Origin of the sequence: Glycomyces terrestris (assembly GCF_003933745.1) — a bacterium.
Taxonomy (GTDB): Bacteria; Actinomycetota; Actinomycetes; order Mycobacteriales; family Micromonosporaceae; genus Glycomyces; species Glycomyces terrestris.
Genome location: NZ_RSEB01000003.1, coordinates 128,360 through 149,940 on the forward strand (window position 1 = coordinate 128,360; position 21,581 = coordinate 149,940).

General features: G+C 71.2%; 19 protein-coding genes and 1 tRNA gene. 4 read left to right on the forward strand and 16 right to left on the reverse strand.

What is annotated here, in order from left to right; genetic code table 11:
- Positions 1–225 precede the first annotated feature (225 nt).
- Positions 226–1,341 carry a Cys-Gln thioester bond-forming surface protein gene (locus EIW28_RS10550; RefSeq protein WP_158630362.1) on the reverse strand — a complete coding sequence of 372 codons (1,116 nt, stop codon included), beginning with the start codon at positions 1,339–1,341 and terminating at the stop codon, positions 226–228.
- A gap of 216 nt (positions 1,342–1,557) precedes the next feature.
- Here EIW28_RS10550 and EIW28_RS10555 point away from each other — a divergent pair, with 216 nt between their 5' ends.
- The gene (locus EIW28_RS10555) at positions 1,558–2,808 is read left to right on the forward strand and encodes a phosphatidylserine decarboxylase (RefSeq protein ID WP_125247693.1); all 1,251 of its coding nucleotides are present in this window, start codon (positions 1,558–1,560) and stop codon (positions 2,806–2,808) included.
- Positions 2,809–2,814: 6 nt separating this feature from the next.
- Here EIW28_RS10555 and EIW28_RS10560 read toward each other — a convergent pair whose 3' ends face one another.
- Positions 2,815–3,735 (reverse strand): NUDIX hydrolase, encoded by a 921-nt coding sequence (locus EIW28_RS10560; protein ID WP_125247694.1) that lies wholly within the window; start codon positions 3,733–3,735, stop codon positions 2,815–2,817.
- Between the two features lie 64 nt (positions 3,736–3,799).
- A complete protein-coding gene (gene guaA, locus EIW28_RS10565; protein ID WP_125247695.1) occupies positions 3,800–5,344 on the reverse strand; it encodes a glutamine-hydrolyzing GMP synthase in 1,545 nt (514 codons plus the stop codon).
- Between the two features lie 57 nt (positions 5,345–5,401).
- On the opposite strand from guaA, the gene EIW28_RS10570 reads away from it, so the two are divergent.
- Positions 5,402–7,483 (forward strand): FUSC family protein, encoded by a 2,082-nt coding sequence (locus tag EIW28_RS10570; protein WP_125247696.1) that lies wholly within the window; start codon positions 5,402–5,404, stop codon positions 7,481–7,483.
- Here the strand turns inward: EIW28_RS10570 and EIW28_RS10575 are convergent.
- The 3 genes from EIW28_RS10575 to EIW28_RS10585 all read right to left on the reverse strand — a co-directional run bounded on the left by EIW28_RS10575 (position 7,480) and on the right by EIW28_RS10585 (position 10,432).
- Complete coding sequence (locus EIW28_RS10575) at positions 7,480–7,779, reverse strand: hypothetical protein (protein WP_125247697.1); 300 nt, start codon at positions 7,777–7,779, stop codon at positions 7,480–7,482. The genes EIW28_RS10570 and EIW28_RS10575 overlap by 4 nt on opposite strands.
- Positions 7,780–7,784: 5 nt before the next feature.
- Positions 7,785–8,561 carry a Bax inhibitor-1/YccA family protein gene (locus EIW28_RS10580; RefSeq protein WP_158630363.1) on the reverse strand — a complete coding sequence of 259 codons (777 nt, stop codon included), beginning with the start codon at positions 8,559–8,561 and terminating at the stop codon, positions 7,785–7,787.
- A 152-nt stretch (positions 8,562–8,713) separates the two neighbouring features.
- Positions 8,714–10,432 (reverse strand): bifunctional metallophosphatase/5'-nucleotidase, encoded by a 1,719-nt coding sequence (locus EIW28_RS10585; protein ID WP_125247699.1) that lies wholly within the window; start codon positions 10,430–10,432, stop codon positions 8,714–8,716.
- A gap of 383 nt (positions 10,433–10,815) precedes the next feature.
- On the opposite strand from EIW28_RS10585, the gene EIW28_RS10590 reads away from it, so the two are divergent.
- Positions 10,816–11,997, forward strand: a complete 1,182-nt coding sequence (locus EIW28_RS10590; RefSeq protein WP_125247700.1) for an acyl-CoA dehydrogenase family protein — start codon at positions 10,816–10,818, stop codon at positions 11,995–11,997.
- Between the two features lie 72 nt (positions 11,998–12,069).
- On the opposite strand, the gene EIW28_RS10595 is transcribed toward EIW28_RS10590, so the two are convergent.
- From EIW28_RS10595 to EIW28_RS10620, 6 genes are all read right to left on the reverse strand, one after another.
- Complete coding sequence (locus EIW28_RS10595; protein ID WP_197717198.1) at positions 12,070–12,672, reverse strand: GAF domain-containing protein; 603 nt, start codon at positions 12,670–12,672, stop codon at positions 12,070–12,072.
- A gap of 11 nt (positions 12,673–12,683) precedes the next feature.
- Positions 12,684–13,286, reverse strand: coding sequence for a GTP-binding protein (locus EIW28_RS10600; RefSeq protein WP_125247701.1), 603 nt, complete (start codon positions 13,284–13,286; stop codon positions 12,684–12,686).
- Positions 13,264–13,635 carry a DUF742 domain-containing protein gene (locus EIW28_RS10605; protein ID WP_125247702.1) on the reverse strand — a complete coding sequence of 124 codons (372 nt, stop codon included), beginning with the start codon at positions 13,633–13,635 and terminating at the stop codon, positions 13,264–13,266. The genes EIW28_RS10600 and EIW28_RS10605 overlap by 23 nt, the downstream gene beginning before the upstream one ends.
- Complete coding sequence (locus EIW28_RS10610; protein ID WP_125247703.1) at positions 13,635–14,057, reverse strand: roadblock/LC7 domain-containing protein; 423 nt, start codon at positions 14,055–14,057, stop codon at positions 13,635–13,637. The genes EIW28_RS10605 and EIW28_RS10610 overlap by 1 nt, the downstream gene beginning before the upstream one ends.
- Entirely contained in the window at positions 14,057–15,742 is a 1,686-nt protein-coding gene (locus EIW28_RS10615) for a sensor histidine kinase (RefSeq protein WP_197717199.1), read from the reverse strand. The genes EIW28_RS10610 and EIW28_RS10615 overlap by 1 nt, the downstream gene beginning before the upstream one ends.
- 493 nt (positions 15,743–16,235) lie before the next feature.
- Positions 16,236–16,318, reverse strand: a tRNA-Leu gene (locus EIW28_RS10620).
- Positions 16,319–16,833: 515 nt separating this feature from the next.
- On the opposite strand from EIW28_RS10620, the gene EIW28_RS10625 reads away from it, so the two are divergent.
- A complete protein-coding gene (locus tag EIW28_RS10625) occupies positions 16,834–17,196 on the forward strand; it encodes a hypothetical protein (RefSeq protein WP_125247704.1) in 363 nt (120 codons plus the stop codon).
- A gap of 72 nt (positions 17,197–17,268) precedes the next feature.
- Here the strand turns inward: EIW28_RS10625 and EIW28_RS10630 are convergent, their stop codons facing one another.
- The 4 genes from EIW28_RS10630 to EIW28_RS10645 are packed head-to-tail and all read right to left on the reverse strand — an operon-like array spanning position 17,269 to position 21,386.
- Positions 17,269–18,303: an ABC transporter ATP-binding protein gene (locus tag EIW28_RS10630; protein WP_125248326.1), complete on the reverse strand. Its 1,035-nt coding sequence runs from the start codon at positions 18,301–18,303 to the stop codon at positions 17,269–17,271.
- 5 nt (positions 18,304–18,308) lie between these two features.
- Positions 18,309–19,454, reverse strand: a complete 1,146-nt coding sequence (locus tag EIW28_RS10635) for an ABC transporter ATP-binding protein (protein ID WP_125247705.1) — start codon at positions 19,452–19,454, stop codon at positions 18,309–18,311.
- 2 nt (positions 19,455–19,456) lie between these two features.
- A complete protein-coding gene (locus EIW28_RS10640) occupies positions 19,457–20,368 on the reverse strand; it encodes an ABC transporter permease (RefSeq protein WP_125247706.1) in 912 nt (303 codons plus the stop codon).
- Positions 20,361–21,386, reverse strand: coding sequence for an ABC transporter permease (locus tag EIW28_RS10645; protein WP_125247707.1), 1,026 nt, complete (start codon positions 21,384–21,386; stop codon positions 20,361–20,363). The genes EIW28_RS10640 and EIW28_RS10645 overlap by 8 nt, the downstream gene beginning before the upstream one ends.
- Between the last annotated feature and the right edge of the window lie 195 nt (positions 21,387–21,581).

Genomic DNA, 21,581 nt, shown 5'->3' on the forward strand with positions numbered 1-21,581 from the left:
TTCGGTATCGACTCACGCTGTGCAGTGGGGACGGTGACGCGGGGCGACTGCTGGGGCGCGAGTGGCCGGAGCCGCGGGCGGATCGCTTGCCCGCGGCTCCGGCCGCACCATGCGCCGGGCCGAGATGAGAGCCGCTGGAGCGCGCCCGGGTCCGGACCGGGTCGACGTGGTCCGGAACGCTCCGGCGGCAGCGGGCGGGCCGGGGCCCGCCCGCGTCCTTGCGGTCTAGTGCGAAGCGCTGCGGCGCTTGGCGAACACGGTCGCGGTGAGGCCCGCGATCAGGAGCGCCAGGCCGCCCGCGAACGCGGCGGTCAGGCCGGCCCCGGTCTTCGGCAGCTGCGCGCCGCCGGACTCGGAGGGCCGGTCGGTGGGGGCGTCGAGGGCGAAGCGCCACTCGGCGGGGACGGCGCCCTCGCGCGGCTCGGCGAGGATGAGCTGCTGCGAGTCGCCGGAGATCACCCGGTTGGCCGCGTCGCCGGAGAGCGAGGACTCGGTGGTCGCCAGGAAGACCCGGCCCACCGGGAGGTCGTACGCGGCGGTGCCCTTGACGGTGATCTCGCTGCCGCCCTCGTCGAGGACGATCCAGAACTCCTCGCCGTCCTCAAGGGACTCGACGATGTCGCCGTCGGCCTCTTCGAGGCGGCCGCCGTCGGCTTCGAGCTCGACGGGCCCGGCGTTCGAGCGGATCGTGTACGGGCCGAACCGGCCGTCCTCGTAGCCCGCGTCCTCCTCGCCTTCGAGGTCGACGACGAACTCGGACGGGTCGGGCACGCGCCCGGGCTCCTCGGTCAGGTGCTCGTACACCTTGAGGACCGCCTCGTCCTCGCCCTCGTTGCCGCCCTTGACCGGGTTGTCGGCCAGCAGCTCCCAGTCGTCGGTGAAGTGCCAGACCGCGGCCTGCGTGCCCGCGTAGGCGACCTCGACGACCTCCTCGTCGGTCCACTCGGGGTTCACCTCGCCGCCGGCGGCCTCGATGAGCTCCTCGGCGCCGGCGTTCGGGTAGCCGTTGAACAGCACCCAGCGCACCGACTCGAGGTTCGCGACGCCCGACTCCTCCCAGTCGCCCTCGGCGTACGGGCTCTCGGTGTCGAGCGGGGTGCGGATGTCGATGCAGTACACCGTGTACGTCTCCTCGGAGCCGTGCGGCGTGAGCCCGAGGATGTTGGCCCACACGTCGAACCGCTCCCCGTCGAGGCGGCCGCGCAGCTCCAGGCCCGGTTCGGCCGTGGGGTCGCCCGTGATCGGCTCGGGCTCCTCCTGCGCGAGCGCCGGCCCTCCCGCGAGGACGGCGGCGAGCGCCGCGGCGGCGGCGAGCGGGGTGCGGATCGTTCTGAGTCTCATCGTGATTCGGTCCTCCTGGGAGTGGATTCGAGAGTGCGAGGCCCCTGTCATGTGGGGAACGAGCGCCCCCGCCGCGGCGGCGCGGGCGCTCCACCGAACGATGTGGAGAATCCTCCGAAAGTACGAGCCCAAACCGGGGCAAGGGCCGCGTGCCGCACTCCCGCAACACGCGAGCGCGGGCCGGACCGCCCCGCGGCGCGCTCTATAGTCGGAGTCATGCCGATCTCGAAAGCCGCCGCTCGCGGCATCACCGACGAATTCGCCCGGCGGAGGGGCCCCAAGACCGGGCTGGTCGTGGGCGCGCCCTGGGGGAACCCGGTGCTGACGGCCGCGCTCGAGGCGCTCATGCCCGCCGACCGCCTCACCGTCGTCGCCGACGCGCACTCCATTGAGGACCTCCGCGCGGCGCTCGCCGCCGAGGGCTCCTGGACCGCCGGCAACGTCACCGCCGTCGCCGACCTCGAAGAGGCCGAGCCGGCCGAGGACGTCATGCTCGCCGACCCCGTCACCGTCGAGGCCGAGGCGTTCATCGACCGGATCGCGCTCCTGCGCGAGAAGGTCGAGCCCGGCGGGGTCCTCTCCTTCGCCGCCACCCTCACCGCCCCCGCGCGCGAGGAGATCGCCGAACTGGTCGCCGACTACGGCATCGGCACCGACCTGATCGTGCGCTCCCTCCCGCCCGTGCGCATCCACAAGCTCCGCATCGGCTCCGCCTCCAAGCACGAGGGCGAGCCGCGCGCGATCGCGCCCGCCGAGGACCTCGCCCCCGCCTGGCGCGCCTCCTCGGTCGCCCTCACCCCGAACCTGCACCTCGACTCGAACGGCGTCATCGCCGCCGGCCTCCTCCTCGGCGCCGCCTGGGCCGCGAAGCAGGCCCGGCCCTCCTCGAAGGCGTGGGTCCTGCCCGCGCTCGCGGCCGTCCCGGTCGCCGCGTTCTTCCGCGACCCCCAGCGCGACGCCGACCTGCGCGGCGAGGACGACGAGCCCGAGGCCGTCATCGCCGCCTCCGACGGCCGCATCATGGCCGTCGAGACCGTCGTCGACGAGCGCTTCGGCGCCGCCACCGGCGCGGCCGGCGCCGAATGGCTCCGCATCGCCGCCTACCTGTCCCTCACGGACGTGCACATCAACCGCTCGCCGGTCGCCGGGGAGGTCGTCGACGTGTTCACCGAGAAGGGCGGGTACGCCAAGGTGGGCACCCCCGAGGCCGAGCACAACGCCGCCTGCTACACGGTGGTCGCCACCCCGCGCGGGCGCGTCGTCGTCGCCCAGCGGACCGGGGCCGTGCTGCGCCGCATCGTCAACCGCACCAAGCCCGGCGCGTCCCTCGCGAAGGGCGAGCGCTACGGCCTCATCCGGTTCGGGTCCCGCACCGACGTGTACCTGCCCGCGGGCGCGGCCGAGGCGGCCGTGGTCCCCGGGGAGGCGGTCCGGGCCGGCGAGACGGTGATCGCCCGCTGGCGCTAGCGGCGGCTACGCCTGGGCGGCGAGGTTCTTCAGGTCCACGACCTGGAGCGCGTCCTCGACGGCCGCCGACAGCGGCAGGTCGTCGAGCGCGTCCGCGTCCCACCAGCGCGACTCGCTGGTGGAGCCGCCCGCGGCCTCCACGACCTGGGCGGCGGACGGGTCGGGCACCGTCGCCGAGTAGATCGCCCGCACCCCGTGCCAGTCGAGCGGGTACCCCTCGGGGCCGATCGCGCGGCGGTGCCGGAACGACGTGACGTTGAGCAGGGTCCCGACCAGGGCCTCCTGGCCGGTCTCCTCGTAGATCTCGCGGGCGACCGCGGCCTCCGGGGACTCCCCGAAGTCGACGCCGCCGCCGGGCAGGTGCCAGGTGCCGCCGCCGGGGTAGCCCTCGGCGATGCGGGCGAGCAGGATGCGGCCGCCGCCGTCGGCGACGACCCCGTACGCGCCGAAGCGCTGGCCGCGGCGGCGCCGGCCCTTCTTCGCCTTCGCGGGCGGGACCGGCCGCGCCTCCTGCGGGGCCTTGTCGACGCGCCCGGCGAGCCGGTCGTCGGCGAGCCCGAGGGCCGCCGAGACGAACGGCGAGTGCGGCTCGGCCGCGGCGCGGGCCGGGTCGACCCACTCGGCGGCGTCCCCGGGGAAGTCCGGGTCGGGTCCGCCGGTGACGCGGGCGCTGTAGACGATCGCGTTCGTGTGGACGCCGCGGCGGGCGACCGCGACGGCCTCGAGCGGCCCCCCGACCGCCACCTCGTACCCGGTGTGCTCCCCCACGAGCCGCCCGGCGGCCCGCTTCGGGGGCTCCCCGTGGTCGATGACCCCGCCCGGCAGGTGCCAGGGCCCCGCATCCCTCCCCGCGCGCTTCCGGCGCGTCAGCAGGACCCGGCCGTTCTCGTCACGTACCTCCCCGTACGCAGCTATCCGGAATTGCATCCCTCAACTGTACGGCGTGTTCACGTGCGGTCGGCGAAGCTTGCGAGCGGCGGGCGGGGAGAGGCTACTCCCATTCGATGGTGCCCGGCGGCTTCGAGGTGACGTCGAGCACGACGCGGTTGATGTCGGCGACCTCGTTCGTGATCCGGGTGGAGATCTTCGCGAGCAGCTCGTACGGCAGGCGCGACCAGTCGGCGGTCATGGCGTCCTCGGACGAGACCGGGCGCAGCACCACCGGGTGCCCGTAGGTGCGGCCGTCGCCCTGCACGCCCACCGAGCGCACGTCCGCGAGGAGCACGACCGGGAACTGCCACACGGACCGGTCGAGGCCGGCCGCGGTGAGCTCGGCGCGCGCGATCGCGTCGGCGGCCTTGAGGATGTCGAGGCGCTCCCTGGTGACCTCGCCGACGATGCGGATGCCGAGGCCGGGGCCGGGGAACGGGTGGCGCCACACCATCGCCTCGGGCAGGCCCAGCTCCAGGCCGATCGCGCGGACCTCGTCCTTGAACAGGGTCCGCAGCGGCTCGACCAGGTCGAACTGGAGGTCGTCGGGCAGGCCGCCCACGTTGTGGTGGCTCTTGATGTTCGCGGTGCCGGTGCCGCCGCCGGACTCGACCACGTCCGGGTACAGCGTGCCCTGGACGAGGAAGTCGATGCCCTGCTCCTCGGCGATGCCGCGCGCGGCCGCCTCGAAGGTGCGGATGAACTCGCGGCCGATGATCTTGCGCTTCTCCTCGGGGTCCGTCACGCCCTTGAGCGCGGTGAGGAACTGCTCCGAGACGTCCACGGTGCGCACGTCGATGCCGGTGAGCTGCGCGTAGTCCTTCTCGACCTGCTCGGCCTCGCCGGCGCGCAGCAGTCCGTGGTCCACGAACACGCACGTGAGCTGGTCGCCGACGGCCTTGTGCACGAGCGCCGCCGCGACCGAGGAGTCCACGCCGCCCGAGAGGGCGCACAGGACCCGCTTGTCGCCGACCTGCGCGCGGATCGCCTCGACCTGCTCGTCGATGATCGCCGAGTTCGTCCAGTTCGGCTTGATCCCGGCGATGTCGTGCAGGAAGTGCCGGATGACGGCCTGGCCGTGCGGGGTGTGCGCGACCTCCGGGTGGTACTGGACGCCCGCGAGCCGCGACTCGAGGTTCTCGAACGCCGCCACCGGCGCGCCCGCGCTCGTGGCCACGACCGAGAAGCCCGCGGGGGCCTCGGTCACCGAGTCGCCGTGGCTCATCCACACCGACTGGTGCTCGGGCAGCCCGTCGAGGAGCTTCGACGGGCACAGCACGTCGAGCTCGGTCCCGCCGTACTCCGACCGGCCCGTCTTGGCGACCGTGCCGCCCAGGGCCTTCGCCATGGCCTGGAAGCCGTAGCAGATCCCCAGCACCGGCACCCCGGCCGCGAACAGGGCCGCGTCGACCTGCGGGGCGCCCTCGGCGTACACGCTCGACGGACCCCCGGACAGGATGATCGCCGCGGGCTCCTTCGCGAGCATCTCCTCCGCGGGCATGGAGGAGGGGACGATCTCCGAGTAGACGTGGGCCTCCCGGACTCGGCGCGCGATGAGCTGCGCGTATTGGGCCCCGAAGTCGACCACCAGCACCGTTTGTCGCATGCCACCAGCGTAACCGGTACTCGGCCTCACACCCGCAGGCGCGGCTACCCTTTTGACGTGCTCAACAACCCGGGCGTCGACGAGTCGTTCCGCCGGGTCGGCGACGACCTCAGGTCGTGGACCCCCGGCGAGGCCGCGCCGGTGCTGGCGGTGCGCGCGGCCTGCGGCATCGCCGTCGCCATGGCCGCCGTCGCGCTCCTGGGCCACCCGGGCTGGGGCCAGGCCGCGGCCATGGGCGCCTGGCTCGGCGGCGTCGCGCTCCTCACCCCCGGCACCCGCACCGGGCCCTCGCTGCCGCTCCTCGTCGGCCTCGCCGGGGCCCTCGGGGTGGCCCTCGGCGCGATCGCGAACCCGGTCGCCCTCGTCGCCGCCGCGGCCGCGTACGCGTTCACGCTCACGTTCGTCGGCTCGGTGACGCACATCGCGGGCGTCACGTTCACCGTCTCCGGCATCATGTTCTTCCTCGCCGAGCACATCACCACCGGCACCACCGTGCTCCTCGCGGCCGCCGCGGTCCTCGCCGGCGGCGTCCTCCAGGCGCTCATGGCGCTCCTGCCCCCGTACTTCCGGTGGGCCGAGGACCGCCGCACCCTCGCCGACGCGTGGCTCGCGCTCGCCGCCGAGGCCGAGACGCTCGCGTCGAACCCGAACGCGCCCTTCGACACCGAGGCCCTCCACGAGGCCGCCCGCGAACTCGACCGCCGCCGGGCCCTCCCGGCCGCGATCCTCGAGGCCCGCCGCCAGATCTACGCCGTCTCCGCCGCGATCGGCCGCACCGCCTCCGCGCGCGCCCGCGCCGACGCCCAGGACCGCGACACCGTCGCGTTCTACTCCGAGGCCCTGGAGATGGCCGCCCGGCTCCTCACCCACTTCGCCGGGCGCATCACCGCCCGGCGCCCCGCCGAACTCGACTGGGACGACCTCCTCGCCGGCCTGTCGCAGAACCCGATCGCGACCTCGACCGGGACGATGCCCACCGAGATCGGCGGGCTCCTGCGCACCCTCCACGACACCGGCGGCTTCGCCGAGCGGATCACCGCCGGCGGCGACGCCGTCGTCGCCGACCCCGCGCTCGCGCACGCCACCTCGACCGCCCGCCAGGCGATCGGGCAGCTCCGCGCCCGCCTCCACCGCCGCGACCCCGTCATCCACCACGCGCTCCGCCGCGCCGGCGTCATCGCCCTCGCCATGACCATCGGCCTCGTCTGGCCCACCGGGCACGGCTACTGGATCCCGCTCACCGCGTGGCTGGTGCTCCAGGCCGACTTCTCCGGGACGCTCACCCGCGGCACCACCCGCGCCGTCGGCACCACCGGCGGGGTCCTCATCGCCTCGCTCCTCGGGCTCCTCATCCCGCAGGGCCAGGTGTGGATCAGCCTCACGATCCTCGCGTTCGCGCTCGTCGCGTACCTGACGCGGCCGGTGTCGATGCTCGTGTTCGCCGCGGCCGTCTCCGGGTTCACCGTGTTCCAGATCGACCTCACCGGCGAGAACCCGGTGCTCGCCGCCGTCGACCGGGGCGCGTGCACGCTCACCGGCGCGGCGCTCGCCATCGGCTTCTACGTCCTGGTCCCGACCTGGCAGACCCGCCGCCTCGGCGACCTCCTCGGCGACCTCGTGGACGCCTACCGCGACTACGCCCGGCTCGTCCTCGACCGGCAGGCGCACCCGGCCGACTACGACCGCCGGACGATGCACGCCGCGATCGACCAGGTCCGGGCCCGCCGGGCCGCGCTCACGCAGGCGGCCGACCAGGCGAAGGCCGAGCCGGTCGCGGGCCCGGGGCCGCTCTCGGCGGACGTGCTCGGCGCCGAGGCCGCGCTCTCGCGGGCCGCGCGGGCCCTGGTGGCGGTGAACGCGACGATCGGCCGCGACGAGGAGGTCCCGGGCCTGGCGGGCGTGGACGACTTCGCGGACGCGCTCGACGCGGCGTACCTGCGGCTGGCGGCGCTGGCGCGGAACGCGGCGCCGCCGCGGGGCGTGGACCTGAGCGGGGCGACGCAGCGGCTGGACCGGCGCCTGGGCGCGATCGAGGACCGGGCGACCCGCACGCGCCGCAACGTGCTGCGCTGGGAGTCGGACAACGTGGTGGACGCGCTCGACGACGCGGCGCTGCTGATGTCGGGGTGGATCGACTAGAACAGGGCGGCCCGGGCCGCGGCGAGCGCGGCCGCGGCGCGCGCCTCGTCCTCCGCCCGGAGCGGTTCGAGTTCGATGAGGTCGAGGCCGACGACCTGGAGCTGGTCGGGCAGGCTGAGGTCGTTCGGGAGGCGCGGCACGGGCCGCCGCTCGCGGCCTTCGACGTCGGCGGCGAGGTCGGCGAGGGCCTGCACGAGTCCGTGCATCGCGTCGGCCCCGGAACGCCAGCGAGCGGGCGACCAGTGGCGCGTGCCTTCGACGACGCGCCCGATCGCCCGCTCGAGTCCGGAGCTCAAGTCCGCTACTCGCCCTGGAAGTAGGAGAGGAGGCGGAGCAGGTTCCAGTACAGGAAGATGAGGCCCGCGGTGAGGCCGAAGGCGCCGGCCCACGCGTACTTCTTGGGGGCGCCGTTCTGCGCGGACCACTCGATCATGTCGAAGTCGAGGATGAAGGAGAACGCGGCCCACAGGGTGAGCGCGATCGCGATGATCCACTGGAGGGTGGTCGGGTCGCCGCCGGGGGCGGCGAACAGGCCGAGGTTGACGCCGAACAGGCTCGCGACGAAGTTCACCAGGAGCAGGCCCGCGATGCCGAAGCCGGCGCCGACGATGACCTTGGTGAACACCGGGGAGTTCTTGAGGATGCGGAACTTGTACAGCGCCAGCATGCCGAAGAACACGAGGATGGTCGCGACGAGGGCGTTCACGACGATGCCCGGGAACTGCGCCTCCATGATCGCGCTGAACCCGCCGAGGACGAGGCCCTGCCCGATGCCGTACGCGAAGGCCACGAAGGGGTTCGTGACCGGCTTGAAGATCGAGAAGATGATGACGACGATGCTCACCAGGCCGCCGAGGGCCATGAGCATCCCGGCCGTGCCCACGGAGGAGGCGTCGCCGCTGCCGACCATCCCATAGGTGAGGAGCGCGGCGACGAACGTCGCGCCGACGAGGGCGACGGTGCGCACGATGACGTCGTCGATCGTCATGGCCTCGGCGCGGGGCGCCTGCGTCATCTGGCCGTAGGGGCCGTAGGCGGCGCCCATGTGCTGCTGCTCGTTGTACTGGGCCTTCGCCATGCTGCGAAGGGATGAGTTCCTGCTCTGCATTGCCATGACCTGAGGTCCTCCGTGAATGTTTCAGGGTGGTACCAGCCTATCCGGTTCCCGCCCCGATGACGACATCCGGCGGGGGCCTCGCGGCCCCCGCCGGATGTGAATCTACTCAGGAACTACGACAGGACGGTGATCCGGCCGAGCTCCGGCGCCTCCAGCGGGGACTCGGCGGTGCCGAACTCGGCGATGTAGTCCTCGAACGCGTCCACGTCGAGCTCGCCGAAGAGGCGGTTCTCGCCGGCGGCGAAGGCGGAGAAGGAGTCGCCGCCGTCGGCCAGGAACGAGTTCACGGTGACCCGGTAGACCTGGTCGGCGACGATCGGCTCCCCGTGGAGGGCGAGGGAGTCGGCGACGATCTGGTCGGTGCCGGTCTTCGTCTTGTCCCACGTGTACGTGAAGCCCTCGGAGACCTGGAGGACCAGGGTCGTCGAGCGGTTCGCGCTCGGCAGCTGCTGCTGGAGCGCCTGGAGGATCTGGGCGCCGGTCAGGTCGAGGGTGACGACGTAGTTCGCGAAGGGCTGCACGGTGAACACCTCGGCGTACGTGGCCTCCCCCGGCGTCCCCTCCGCGTACAGCAGGTCGGCCCTGACGCCGCCGGGGTTCATGAACGCGATCTCGGCCCCGCCGGTGTCGGCGCCGGCGGTGTTCCACAGCTGCGCGTCGGCGATGAGGCTCCCGAGCGGGAACTCCTCGGCGCGGGTCTGGCCGCGCTTGATGTCCTCGGCGAGGTGGCCGACGACGCGGCCCCCGGCCTCGGCCGCGAGCGGGCCGTACTCCTCCAGGATCGCGGTCTGGTCCTCGTCGGCGGCGACGTCGCGGGTGACGACGGTGTTGGAGCCGACCACGGTCGAGCGCACGATGTCCTTGGTGCGCTTGCTGTACGTCGCGTCGATCTCGGTGAACACGCGGCCGTAGTTGGACGCGGAGGTGACCAGGCGCGGGTTCCCGGCCGGGTCGTCCACGGAGCAGACGTACTCCTGGTGGGTGTGGCCGGAGACGATGACGTCGACGAGCGGGGTCATGGTCTCGGCGATGTCGACGATCGGGCCGGACATGCCGGTCGCGGTGCCGGCGGCGGACTCGCAGTCGTGGCCGGTGTCCCCGGTGACGGGGACGCCGCCCTCGTGGAGGAGCACCACGATCGCGTTGACGCCCTGGCGCTTGAGCTCGCGGGCGTACTTGTTCGCGGTCTCGACCTCGTCCTTGAACACCAGGCCCTCGATGCCGGACTTGGAGACGATGTCGCCGGTGCCCTCGAGGGTCATGCCGATGAAGCCGACCCTGACGCCGCGGCCGAAGTCCTTGACCCAGTACGGGTCGAGGACGGGCCTGCCGGTGACCTCGTCGACGACGTTCGCGCCGAGGTACGGGAAGTCGGCGCCCTCGAAGTCCTCGTCGCCCTCGATGATGCGGTTGAGCTCCTCGAAGCCGGCGTCGAACTCGTGGTTGCCGACGGCGGAGACCTCGACGCCCATGGCGTTGAGGGACTCGATGGTGGGCTCGTCGTCGAAGACCGCGGACAGGAACGGGCTGGCGCCGATGAGGTCGCCGGCGGCCACCGTCGTCGAGTAGCGCTCGCCCTCGCGGGCGAGGTCGAGGTGGGTGGCGAGGTACTCGGCGCCGCCGACGGGCGCGGTGTGGCCGGGCCAGGTCAGGCTCGAGGCGGCCTCGATGTTGCCGTGGAAGTCGTTGATCGCCAGCAGCTGGAGGTCGACCTCGCTGCCGTGGCCGCTGCCGTGGCCCGGGCCGAACGACCAGGCGCCGACCGCGATCGTCGTCGCCGCGAGCGCGAGCGCGGCGCCGGCCGCGACGGCGCGGCGTTTGAAGTTGAACATGGCTCTCCGTACGGGGTGGGGTGCGATGGGCGGGGCGGACGCGGGCCCGGCCTGATCCAATCATGGGACGATTGCCCGCGAGTCAACGCAGCATAACGCCTCGGCGAAGACCGGGCAACGTAGCACGCCGTGACCGTTCGCGCCCCCTTGCTCCCGGATGCTGGGAGGAACCGGTTTCCTTGGGCCGCAACGGTTCGTTACCGGCACGTAACCACCGTACGTCCACTTTGCCGAACCTTGCCCCATGCGATAACGGTTGCTACAGTCACTGCGAGAACATTTCGCATATACAGCTTGTCACTTGGTGGGGACCACCGCACCATGTGCGGACATCGACGAGCGCACGCCCACAGGGGGGTTACCCGTTGACGACCGGCTATTTCATGACCGAACAGCATGACACCCTCAGAGCCCGGGTCCGGGACTTCGCCGAACGCGAGGTCCGCCCGCTCATCCCCGAGATGGAATCCCGGAAGACCGTCCACCACGAGTTGTCCCGGCTCATCGCCGCGCAGGGCTGGCTCGGCGTCACCATTCCCACCGAGTACGGCGGCATGGGCATGGGCCACCTGGCAAAGACCGTGATCATCGAAGAGCTCGCCCGGGTCTCCGGCGCCATGGGCGCCATGGTCCAGGCCTCCCAGCTCGGTGTCGCCAAGATCCTCCACTTCGGCTCCGACGAGCAGAAGAAGACCTGGCTGCCCAGGGTCGCGGACGGCACCTGCCTCCCCACCATCGCCGTCACCGAGACCGCCTCCGGCGGGCACGTCCTCGGCATGCGCGCCAGGGCCGTGCGCGACGGCGACGACTACATCCTCAACGGCCACAAGGTGTTCGTCGGCAACAGCCATGTCGGCGACCTGCACGGCGTGGTCGTGCGGACCGGCCTGGGCCCCAAGGGGCTCACGGCGTTCCTCGTCGAGGCGGACCGGCCCGGGTTCGCGCTGGCGCCGCAGCAGTCCACGATGGGCCTGCACGGCTTCAGCTTCGGCGAGGTCCTGTTCGAGAACTGCCGGGTGCCCGCCGCGAACCGGCTGGGCGACGAGGGGGACGGCCTCGCGGTCGCCTACTCGTCGTCGATCCTGTACGGGCGCGCCAACCTCACCGCGGTCTCGCTCGGCATCCACCAGGCGATCCTCGACGCCACCGTCGAGTACGCCTCGGAGCGGGAGCTGTACGGCAAGCCGATCGCGGAGCTCGACAACGTGAAGCAGAAGATCGGGCAGATCACCTCGCGGCTGATGACGGCCCGCATCACCGCCTACCACGCGGCCCACCTGCTCGACCGGGGCGAGCCGTGCGACATCGAGCTGATGAACGCCAAGCTCGTCAACGTCGAGTCGGCGCTCGACTCGGCGCGCGAGGCGATGGAGATCCACGCGGCGATCGGCCTGACGACCGAGCGGCCGGTGGAGCGGTTCCTGCGGGACGCGTACCACATCTTCGCGCCCGCGGGGACGTCGGACGTGCAGCGCCTGCGGCTCGCCGAGGCCGCGATGGGACGGACCAGGGGCCAGTGGTCCGAGCGCATCGCGGCGAACGGCGGCGCGGTGGCGGTGCACTAGAGCGCACCATCCGGAGGGATCGGCCGGATCGGAACGCGGAAGAGGAGGCGGATACCGCCTCCTCTTTGCATCTCACCCCTGGAGCGGGTTCTCGCCGCCGTACGGGTCGCGGCCCTCGTTGCGCTCGCGGATGCGCTCCATCACCTTGGCCGCCATGCCCTTGATGATGTCCAGGCCCGGCCGGCCCCAGTCGTGGGTCTCGGTGTCGACCACGCACACGGTGCCGAGCGTGTTCCCGTCGTCGTCGATGAGCGGCGCGCCCAGGTAGGAGCGGATGCCGATCTTGTCGACCACGGGGTTCCCCGCGAAGCGCGGGTAGTCGCACACGTCGCCGAGCACGAGCGCCTTGCCGCGGACCACGACGTGCGGGCAGTAGCCGTGGTCGCGGTCCATCTCGCGGCCGACCTCGACCGCCTCGCCCGCGCCCGCGATGGCCTGGTTCCCGGCTTCGGCCTCCGGGGCGGCGAGGCCGGCGAAGTACTGCCGGTCCTCGTCGATGAAGTTCACCATCGCGTAGGGCGCGCCGGTGAGCTCGGTGAGCTCCTTCGCGAGCTGGTCGAACTCGGGGTCCGGCAGGTCGCCGATCCCCAGCTGGCGCAGGCGTTTGACCCGTTCGGGCGCGCGCGGGTCGTCGGGCGTGATCGTGAGACGGAACTCGTTCTCGGGCATGGACATTGCTGGCTCCTTTACCGGACGCTCGATGCAGCGGCCGACATCAGGTGCTTGGTCAAGGTGACCAGCACCAAGGTTGCGGAACGTGGATCGCGTGCGTCGCAGCAGACGATCGGGATATTCGGTTTGAGGTCCAGTGCGGCCCTGACTTCCTCCGGCTCGTAGTGGTACCCGGAGTCGAACTCGTTCACCGCCACGATGAAGGAGGTGCCGCGCCGCTCGAAGAAGTCGAGCGCCGGGAAGCAGTCCTCCAGCCGCCGCGTGTCCGCGAGCACGACCGCGCCGAAGGCCCCGTCCGACAGCTCGTTCCACATGAACCAGAACCGGTCCTGCCCGGGGGTGCCGAACAGGTACAGGATGTGCTGCGGGTCCAGGGTGATCCGGCCGAAGTCCAGGGCGACCGTGGTGGTCGTCTTGTCCCCCACGCCGGTGAGGTCGTCGGTGCCGATCGACGCGGTGGTGATGGTCTCCTCGGTGCTCAGCGGCTCGATCTCGGAGACCGCGCCGACGAAGGTGGTCTTGCCGACCCCGAAGCCCCCGGCGACGAGCAGCTTGATGGCGGTGGGCAGGGCTGGTTGTTGTGCGGGCGCTCGGTCAGAGTCGCCGTTGTAGGCCATTGAGGAGTGCCTCCAATACGGTTTTGTCGGTGGGATCGACGGCGGGATCGGGTGCGTGGGCGGTGACGGCGCCGCAGTCGACGAGGTCGGACAGCAGCACCTTGATGACCATGGCGGGGAGCCGCAGGTGGGCCGAGACCTCCGCGACCGAGATGGGCTCCCGGCAGAGGATCAGCGCTTCGGCGTGCTCGGCCTCCAGCTGCGAGGGACGCAGCTGCCCGGTGGAGCGGACCAGCGAGAGCAGGTCCAGCTTCGCCGTCGGGGCGGTGCGCCCGTTGCTGACGGTGTACGGCCGGACCAGCGGTCCCGCGTCCTCGTCGAGCAGTGGCCGGTGCTCGAAGTCGCCCATCAGCTCACCATTTCGCCGCTCGGTCTCCGGACCGGTGTCTCCAGGTACGGCCGCACGCTCTTGACCAGGATGGACATCTCGTAGCCGAGGACGCCCGCGTCCGCCTCCCTCCCGGCCGCCACGGCCAGGACCGCGCCCTGCCCGGCGGTCGAGACGAACAGCAGCGTGTCGTCCAGCTCCGCCACCACCTGCCGCACCCCGCCGGCCGAGCCGAACTGGGCGCCCGCGGAGCGGGCCAGGGAGAACATGCCCGACGCGATCGCCGACAGCTGGTCGGCCTGGTCGGTGCCCATGCCGTGGAACGCCTTCTTGATGCCGTCCGAGGACAGCAGCAGCGCGCTGCGGGTGTGCGGGACCTTCCTGATGAGGCCCGCCAGCAGCCAGCTGAGATCCGTGTGCGCGCCTGCCTCGTCGCCTGCCATTAGAACTCCTCATTCCTGTACGGAGAAGAAACGGATTCGGTGGGGATCTGCGGACCGGCGTCCGCGCGCTGCTGGCCCTGCTGGAACGCCGCCATGAGGCCGGGGTCGTGGCCCTGCTCGGAACCGCGCGACGACGGGACCGGGGCGTCCCGCAGCTGCGGCGCGAGGTGCGTCTGCTTGCTGCGCTTGGGCAGGGCGGGCCGCCCGTCCGGGCCCGCGGCCGGGGGGCCGCCGTGGCCGTTCGCGCGGGGGGACTCGATCGCCTGCATCTCCGCGGTCACCGGCAGGGCGCCGGTGTCGACCGAGACGGGCGTGTACGACGGCGCCGGGGCGTCCATGCGCGGCTGCGGCATCCCGTACGGGGCGTTGCCCGCCGAGGGCAGCGGGCGCAGCTGCACCGACGGCAGCTGCGGGGGCGTCTGGGCGCCCGGCTGGCGCACCGGCATCTGCGGGCTCGCGGCCGGCAGCTCCCGGGTCGGCTCCTTCGGCGGCGGCGTGTCCTCGCCGAGCAGCTCCTCGGGCACCACCAGGATCGCCTGGGTGCCGCCGAAGATGTTCGACTGCAACTGGACCGTGAGCGCGTGGCGGCGCGCCAGGGACGAGACGACGTACAGGCCGATGCGGCCGTCCGCGAGCAGCTCGTCCAGGTCGACCCGGTCCGGAGTCGCGAGCATCGTGTTGTAGCGGTTGCGCTCGTGGTTCTCCATGCCCAGGCCGCGGTCCTCGACCTCGACCGCCAGGCCCGTGCGCACGCGCTGGACCCGGATGAGCACCTGCGTGCCCGGCGCCGAGAACGTCGTCGCGTTCTCGACCAGCTCGGCCACCAGGTGGATGATGTCGGCGACCGCGTGGCCCTTGAGCGTGCCCTCGATGGGGCGCACCAGCTTCACGCGCGCGTACTGCTCCACCTCCGCGACCGCGGAGCGCAGGGCCTCGTACACGTTGACCGGGCGCGACCACTGGCGGTGCGAGGTCGCCCCGCCGAGGACCGCGAGGTTCTCGGCGTGGCGGCGGATGCGCGTCGCCAGGTGGTCGACCGAGAACAGGCCCTTGAGCAGGTCCGGGTCCTCGACCTGGTTCTCCAGCTCGTCCAGCTGCTCGATCTCCCGGTGGACGAGCGACTGGAGGCGGCGGGCCAGGTTCACGAAGATGCCGACGCGCGAGTGGACGTCGACCGCGTCGATCGGGCCGGTGGCGGCCGTCGGCTGCGGGACCGGGGCGCCGGCCGGCACGGGCGGCTGGGCGGGGGCCTGGGGGGCGACCGGGCGCACGCCGCGGGCCGCGACCGCCTCGGCGGCGGCGCGCAGGTGGCGGGCCTCGGAGGCGAGCAGGCGCAGGGCCTCCTCGGTCGAGGCCGCCCCGGCGCCGGGGTTCGGCAGGGGGACCGACCAGCGCTGGTCCTGCGGGAGCTCGCGCTGGAGGTCGTCGAGGATCTGCCAGACCTTGTAATGCGTCTCCACAGTGGAGCGGCGCACGGCCTGGACCTGGCGGCTGAGGTCGGCCTCCGCCTTCGAGGCGGCGCTCATCGCGAAGTACGCGACGACCGCGGCGAGGACGAGGGCGGAGCCGAGCACCGCCGGGACCATCCAGGAAGGACGGTCGGAGCCGGTCGCGGCGAACATCGCCGCGACGCCCGCGCCGAGCACCGCGACCGCAGCGAGCGGCAGCAGTGCGAGACGCGTCAAGCGGGGTTTGAGTTCCACCGGGGCGCCGGCCTCTTCGCCGGTGAAGCCTTGGGGCGCAGGCCCGGAGGGTTGAAAGCTATGAGTTGTGGACCGAGGTGTTTCGGGCATCGCCATCCTCACGACACTGGCCTATCGGCTTCCGCGATACCGGGAAGTGACAAAGTCATTGCAGCAGAAGAGAAGGCATCGCCCCCACCGGCTGACTCGACAGAATGGTATCAGCGCTCAGTTCTCTGGATAGCACGGCGGCCCTGCGCCGTCAACCTGCCGATGCATTCTGCTGCAAGGGGGAAACAGGCCGTTCACAGTGGCGCTTCGGCAGCTCAGCCCTCATGCGGTGGCGGAGCGTGACCACCTCCGCAGGAGCCCGGTGCGATCACCCGTTCGGGAGGTTCGCCCGGAGATGCTCGCGAATGCGACAAACGACACTCCGGGACCGGACGGTCCCACCCCGTCCGATCCCGTTGCCTCCCAAGTCCGACGCGCTGGCTCGTGCCCGAGACGGGACTTGAACCCGCAAGTCTCCCGACGGCCGGTTTTAAGCCGACTGTGTCTACCAGATTCCACCACTCGGGCCCGTATGCTGCCACGCTATCGGCTCCGCGGCACCCGTGGATTCCGCGAGTTTAGGGGTATACCGCTTCTACCTGCGAAGACCGCCAAGTGTCAGCATCCCGACACTGGGTCTGTTTTCCCAGGTGATAGAACGGCCCCTTCACGCACCACCGTCCACAAGGTCCCACAATCGGCGACAGCAGCGCGGCATCGAACCCGGCCCCACTTGGGCTTTCAAACGCACTCAGAGCGGACGCGCCGCACCACCCTGAAGTCTCCTTAGGACTCACATTCACCCCTCAGAGTGACGTCGCCCGCCCCACAACCTGACACAACTGAACTACCGCAACACAAGCCACAAGAGAGAGGAAGGCGGTCCCGAAGCACTCATCAGCGAGGGGGCGGCGTCGGATTGGGGTGGGGAGGTCTATCGGATACCTGACAGACCGTCTTCCGTCCATTTCGGATCGGTGGTTGAGCGCCTCCTGCCACCATGGGGCGGCGTGTTCATTTCAACTCACAGCAAAGGTGGCGAAATGCGAAGAGTTCTAGCGGCTTCGGCCATGGCCCTGATGATCGGGGCGGGGTGGGCCGCGCCCGCCTCCGCCGGGGCGGCCGAGACCGACCGGATCGTGCCGGCGGACGCGTCCGAGAGCGTCGTCTGCCAGCTCGCCTTCACGCAGGACACCAAGGTCCGGGAGATCCCCTACGCGAACTCGACCGTGCTCGGCGAGATCCCGGCCGGGGAGTGGGCCGACGGGACCTGGTGCGTCCCGTTCACCACCGGGGGCAAGCACACGACCTGCGGGACCTGGTCGAACATCTGGGTCGCCGTCGACGTGGACGACACCTGGGGCTTCGCGCACGTCGGCTGCCTGAGCGACTACTGGAGCCACTAGGACGCGACGCCGAGCAGTGAACGGAAAGGGCCGCCCCGCGCGATGCGGGGCGGCCCTGTCGCACGTCCGGAACTAGACGAGCTGCTTCTTCCTGGCGAAGTGGCAGGCCGCGCGGGTCAGGCCGTCGTGGTCGGAGCGCAGGAGCGGCTCGACCTCGATGCACTTGCGCTGGTCGTCGGCCGACAGCTCCTTGAACAGCGGGCAGCGCGTGCGGAACCGGCAGCCCGACGGCGGGTTCGACGGGCTGGGCACGTCGCCCTGGAGGACGATCCGCTCGCGGGTCCGCTCCTTGCGCGGGTCCGGCAGCGGGATCGCGGACATGAGGGCCTGCGTGTACGGGTGGGCCGGGCCGGCGAAGAGCTGGTCGGTGGTCCCCTCCTCCACGATCTTGCCGAGGTACATGACCGCCACCTTGTCGGCGATGTGCCGCACCACCGACAGGTCGTGCGACACGAACAGGTACGACAGCCCCAGCTCGTCCTGGAGGTCCTCGAGCAGGTTGATGACGCCGGCCTGGATCGACACGTCCAGGGCCGACACCGGCTCGTCCAGCATGAGCACGCGCGGCTGGAGCGCGAGCGCGCGGGCGATGCCGATGCGCTGGCGCTGGCCGCCCGAGAACTCGTGCGGGTACCGGTTGCGGTGCTCGGGGTTCAGGCCGACGATCTCGATCAGGCTGTTGACCCGGTCGCGGCCGCCGTTCTTGAACAGGCCGTGCACGCGCAGCGGCTCGGCGATGATCTCGAAGACCGTCATGCGCGGGTCGAGCGAGGCCATCGGGTCCTGGAACACCAGCTGGATGTCCCTGCGCATGGGCCGCATCTGGTTGCGCGACAGCTTCGTCAGGTCCTTGCCCTCGTAGAGGACCTCGCCGGACGTCGGCGTGATGAGGTTCATCATGAGCCGGGCCGTGGTGGACTTGCCGCAGCCGGACTCGCCGACGAGGGCAAGGGTCTCGTTCGCGCCGATCTCCAGGCTCACGCCCGAGACGGCGTGGACCGCGCCGACCTTGCGCCGCAGGATCCCCTTGGAGCGCACGGGGAACTCCTTGACCAGGTTCTTCCCGGCGATGACCGGGCTCGCCGCGGTCTGCGGAGTGTCGAGCATGGCGTTCACTTGTCCTCCTCCTCGTGGAGCGCGGCGGCCTCGGCCTCGGCGGCTTCGACCTCCGCTTCGACCGACAGGTCGGTCGCGACGGGCGCGAAGACGTCGTCGGGGGCCTTGCCCTCGAGGCGGTCCGAGAAGTGGCAGGCGGCCACGTGGCCGGAGCCGTTGATGGGCAGCAGGTCCGGCTCGACCTCGGCGCAGATGTCCTGGTGCATGGGGCAGCGCGGACGGAACGGGCAGCCCGGGGCCAGGTTGAGCATCGACGGCGGCGTCCCGTGGATGGGCGTGAGCCGGTGCTCGCGGCTCTCGTCCATGCGCGGGAGCGAGCCGATCAGGCCCAGCGTGTAGGGCATGCGCGGCTGGTAGAAGATCTCGTCGACCGAGCCGTGCTCGACGGGGCGCCCGGCGTACATGACCAGGACCTCGTCGGTGTGCCCGGCGATGACGCCGAGGTCGTGCGTGATGAGGATCAGCGCGGCGTTGACCTCTTCGCGGGCCTTCTCCAGGGCCTCGAGGACCTGGGCCTGGACGGTCACGTCGAGGGCCGTGGTGGGCTCGTCGGCGATGATGACGTCCGGGTTGTTGGCCATGGCGATGGCGATGACGACGCGCTGGCGCATGCCGCCGGACAGCTCGTGCGGGTAGGCGTCGACCCGCTGCTGCGGGTTCGGGATGCCGACCGAGTCGAGCAGGTCGATGCAGCGCTTGCGCGCCTCGGCCTTGGAGATGTCCGAGTAGTGCGTGCGGATCGCCTCGGCGAGCTGGAACCCGACGGTGTAGACCGGGTTGAGGCTCGTGAGCGGGTCCTGGAAGATCATCGAGATCTTCTTGCCGCGGATGCGGGACAGCTCGGCGTCGCCGAGGCCGAGGAGCTCGTCGCCCTCGAGCTTGGCGGAGCCGCTGATCTGGGCGGTCTTGGGCAGCAGGCCCATGATCGCCATCGAGGTGACCGACTTGCCCGAGCCCGACTCGCCGACGATGCCGAGGCTCTGGCCGCGGCGGAGCTCGTAGGAGACGCCGCGGACGGCGTGGACGAGCCCGTCGTCGGTCGGGAAGGAGACGGCCAGGTCCTTGACGGACAGGACGGTGTCGCCCTTCGCGCCGACGGCCCGGGACTTGTCCCCGTTGGTGGTGACCGAGATGTTCGACATGCCTATCGCCTCACCATCGTCTGTCGCGGGTCCATCGCGTCGCGCAGGCCGTCGCCGATGAAGTTGATCGTCAGCGCGATGAGGATGATCATGACGCCCGGGATGTAGAACAGGTACCAGTGCTCGTTGAACGCCGACGCGCCGGCGGCGTCGATGAGGAGGCCGAGCGAGGTGTCGGGGCTCTGGATGCCCAGGCCGAGGAACGACAGGGTCGTCTCGGAGAGGATGGCGAAGGCGATCTGGAGGGTCACGGACACGATGATGACGCTCATCGTGTTCGGGATCAGGTGCTTGGTGATGATGTGCCAGTCGGAGCCGCCCGCGCTGCGCGCGGCCTCGATGAACTCCTTCTCGCGCAGGGACAGCACCTCGGCGCGCACGGCGCGCGCGATCGAGGTCCAGCCGAACACGGCGAGGATGATGGCCATGTGGTACCAGCGCACCGAGGTGTCGATGGCGCCGGCGAGCGCACCGGTGATCACCAGGAACGGGATCACGAACATGATGTCGAGGAAGCGCATCAGGATGGAGTCGACCCAGCCGCGGTAGAACCCGGCGACGGCGCCGTAGAGCGCGCCGATGACGGTGGAGCCGATGGCCACGACGAGCGCGACGTTCAGGGACTGCTTGGTCGCCTGCATCATCGCGCCGAGCATGTCGCGCCCGGCCTTGTCGGTGCCGAACGGGTGGTCGAGGCTCGGGGCGGCCCAGGACGGGATCTCCGAGTGGATCTTGTAGTCCCACTTCCACAGGAAGGGCCCGACGTACGCGAACAGCACGATGACCAGGAAGATCACGAGGCTGATGACGGCGGCGCGGTGCCGGAAGAAGCGGCGGGCCACCATCTCCCACTGGCCGCGTTCCTTGGTGTTGATGGCCTCGGCGTCGAGGCGCGGGGCAGCGGTGTTACTCATAGCGGATCCTCGGGTCGAGCACGCCGTACAGGATGTCGGAGACCAGGACGCCGACCAGGACGACGATGCCGGAGATGAGCACGTAGGCCATGACGGCGAAGGTGTCGCCGGCGTTGATCGCCTCGAGCGAGTACACGCCCAGGCCCCGCCAGCCGAAGATGGTCTCGGTGACCATCGCGCCGCCCATGGCCCCGGAGAGGGCGAGGGGGGCGAAGGTGGCGACCGGGATGAGCGCGGTCCGCAGGGCGTGGCGCCGCATGACGGTGCCGTTGCGGACGCCCTTGGCCCGGGCGAGGCGCACGTAGTCGGAGTTCATGACCTCGAGCATGCTGGCGCGCTGGTAGCGCGAGATCGCGGCGTAGCCGCCGAGCATGAGCACCAGGGTGGGCACGATGAGGTAGGGCAGGGAGTCGACGAAGACCTCCCAGCCGTTGCCCTGGAAGCCCGTGGTCCCGGACCCGTAGGTCTGGAAGACGGTGGAGCCGATGATCTTGTTGAGCTGGACGGCGCCCTCCTTGAAGAGGGAGCCGAGCCAGAAGACCGGCATGGCCAGGAACAGGAAGCCGAGGAACGTCAGGACGTAGTCGGTCCTCGAATACTGTTTGACCGCGCTGACGACACCGGCGAGAATGGCGATGGCGATGGACGCGATGGTGGCGAACAGGACCAGCCGGAGGGTGATCCAGAAGCGCGAGGAGATCTCGTCGCCGATGGGCAGGGCGGTGCCCTCGATGGAGGGGCCCCACTTGCCCTGGAGGAGGCCGATGTCGCCGTTGGTGTCACCGAAGCCGGTGAGCCAGATCCAGTAGCGCTCGGGAACGGATCGGTCGTAGTACCACTGCGCCTCGAGGGCGTCGATGGTCGACTGGGGTACCGGCTCGCCGGTGGACTGCTCGAGCTCGAAGACCCTGTCCTGCACCGGGTCGTTCGACAAGTCGACCAGGGCGAAACACAGGATGGTGGCCCCCAGCAGCACCGGGATCATCATCAGGGTGCGCCGGATTATGAATACAACCATAATGCCTCGTTAACGGTTTCTCTGCTGTGGACCGGTCCGCCTGCCGACCGGCCCCGCCGCGCTCCCGCGCGGCCCTTCACTGGGCTCACTGACTCCCCATTCTGCGGCCCCGGGTTCTCGCGGGCCCTGCCTGTGAGCGATTGGCACTCTCTTTGGATCACTGCTTCCCGCCGGGCGGCCGGCGCGCTGCCTGCT

Bases quoted from the DNA above. Each gene is read 5' to 3' on its own strand.
- EIW28_RS10550 (WP_158630362.1), bottom strand. From the start codon at position 1,341: ATGAGACTCAGAACGATCCGCACCCCGCTCGCCGCCGCCGCGGCGCTC.
- EIW28_RS10555 (WP_125247693.1), top strand. From the start codon at position 1,558: ATGCCGATCTCGAAAGCCGCCGCTCGCGGCATCACCGACGAATTCGCC.
- EIW28_RS10560 (WP_125247694.1), bottom strand. From the start codon at position 3,735: ATGCAATTCCGGATAGCTGCGTACGGGGAGGTACGTGACGAGAACGGC.
- guaA (WP_125247695.1), bottom strand. From the start codon at position 5,344: ATGCGACAAACGGTGCTGGTGGTCGACTTCGGGGCCCAATACGCGCAG.
- EIW28_RS10580 (WP_158630363.1), bottom strand. From the start codon at position 8,561: ATGGCGAAGGCCCAGTACAACGAGCAGCAGCACATGGGCGCCGCCTAC.
- EIW28_RS10585 (WP_125247699.1), bottom strand. From the start codon at position 10,432: ATGTTCAACTTCAAACGCCGCGCCGTCGCGGCCGGCGCCGCGCTCGCG.
- EIW28_RS10590 (WP_125247700.1), top strand. From the start codon at position 10,816: ATGACCGAACAGCATGACACCCTCAGAGCCCGGGTCCGGGACTTCGCC.
- EIW28_RS10595 (WP_197717198.1), bottom strand. From the start codon at position 12,672: ATGTCCATGCCCGAGAACGAGTTCCGTCTCACGATCACGCCCGACGAC.
- EIW28_RS10600 (WP_125247701.1), bottom strand. From the start codon at position 13,286: ATGGCCTACAACGGCGACTCTGACCGAGCGCCCGCACAACAACCAGCC.
- EIW28_RS10605 (WP_125247702.1), bottom strand. From the start codon at position 13,635: ATGGGCGACTTCGAGCACCGGCCACTGCTCGACGAGGACGCGGGACCG.
- EIW28_RS10610 (WP_125247703.1), bottom strand. From the start codon at position 14,057: ATGGCAGGCGACGAGGCAGGCGCGCACACGGATCTCAGCTGGCTGCTG.
- EIW28_RS10625 (WP_125247704.1), top strand. From the start codon at position 16,834: ATGCGAAGAGTTCTAGCGGCTTCGGCCATGGCCCTGATGATCGGGGCG.
- EIW28_RS10630 (WP_125248326.1), bottom strand. From the start codon at position 18,303: ATGCTCGACACTCCGCAGACCGCGGCGAGCCCGGTCATCGCCGGGAAG.
- EIW28_RS10635 (WP_125247705.1), bottom strand. From the start codon at position 19,454: ATGTCGAACATCTCGGTCACCACCAACGGGGACAAGTCCCGGGCCGTC.
- EIW28_RS10640 (WP_125247706.1), bottom strand. From the start codon at position 20,368: ATGAGTAACACCGCTGCCCCGCGCCTCGACGCCGAGGCCATCAACACC.
- EIW28_RS10645 (WP_125247707.1), bottom strand. From the start codon at position 21,386: ATGGTTGTATTCATAATCCGGCGCACCCTGATGATGATCCCGGTGCTG.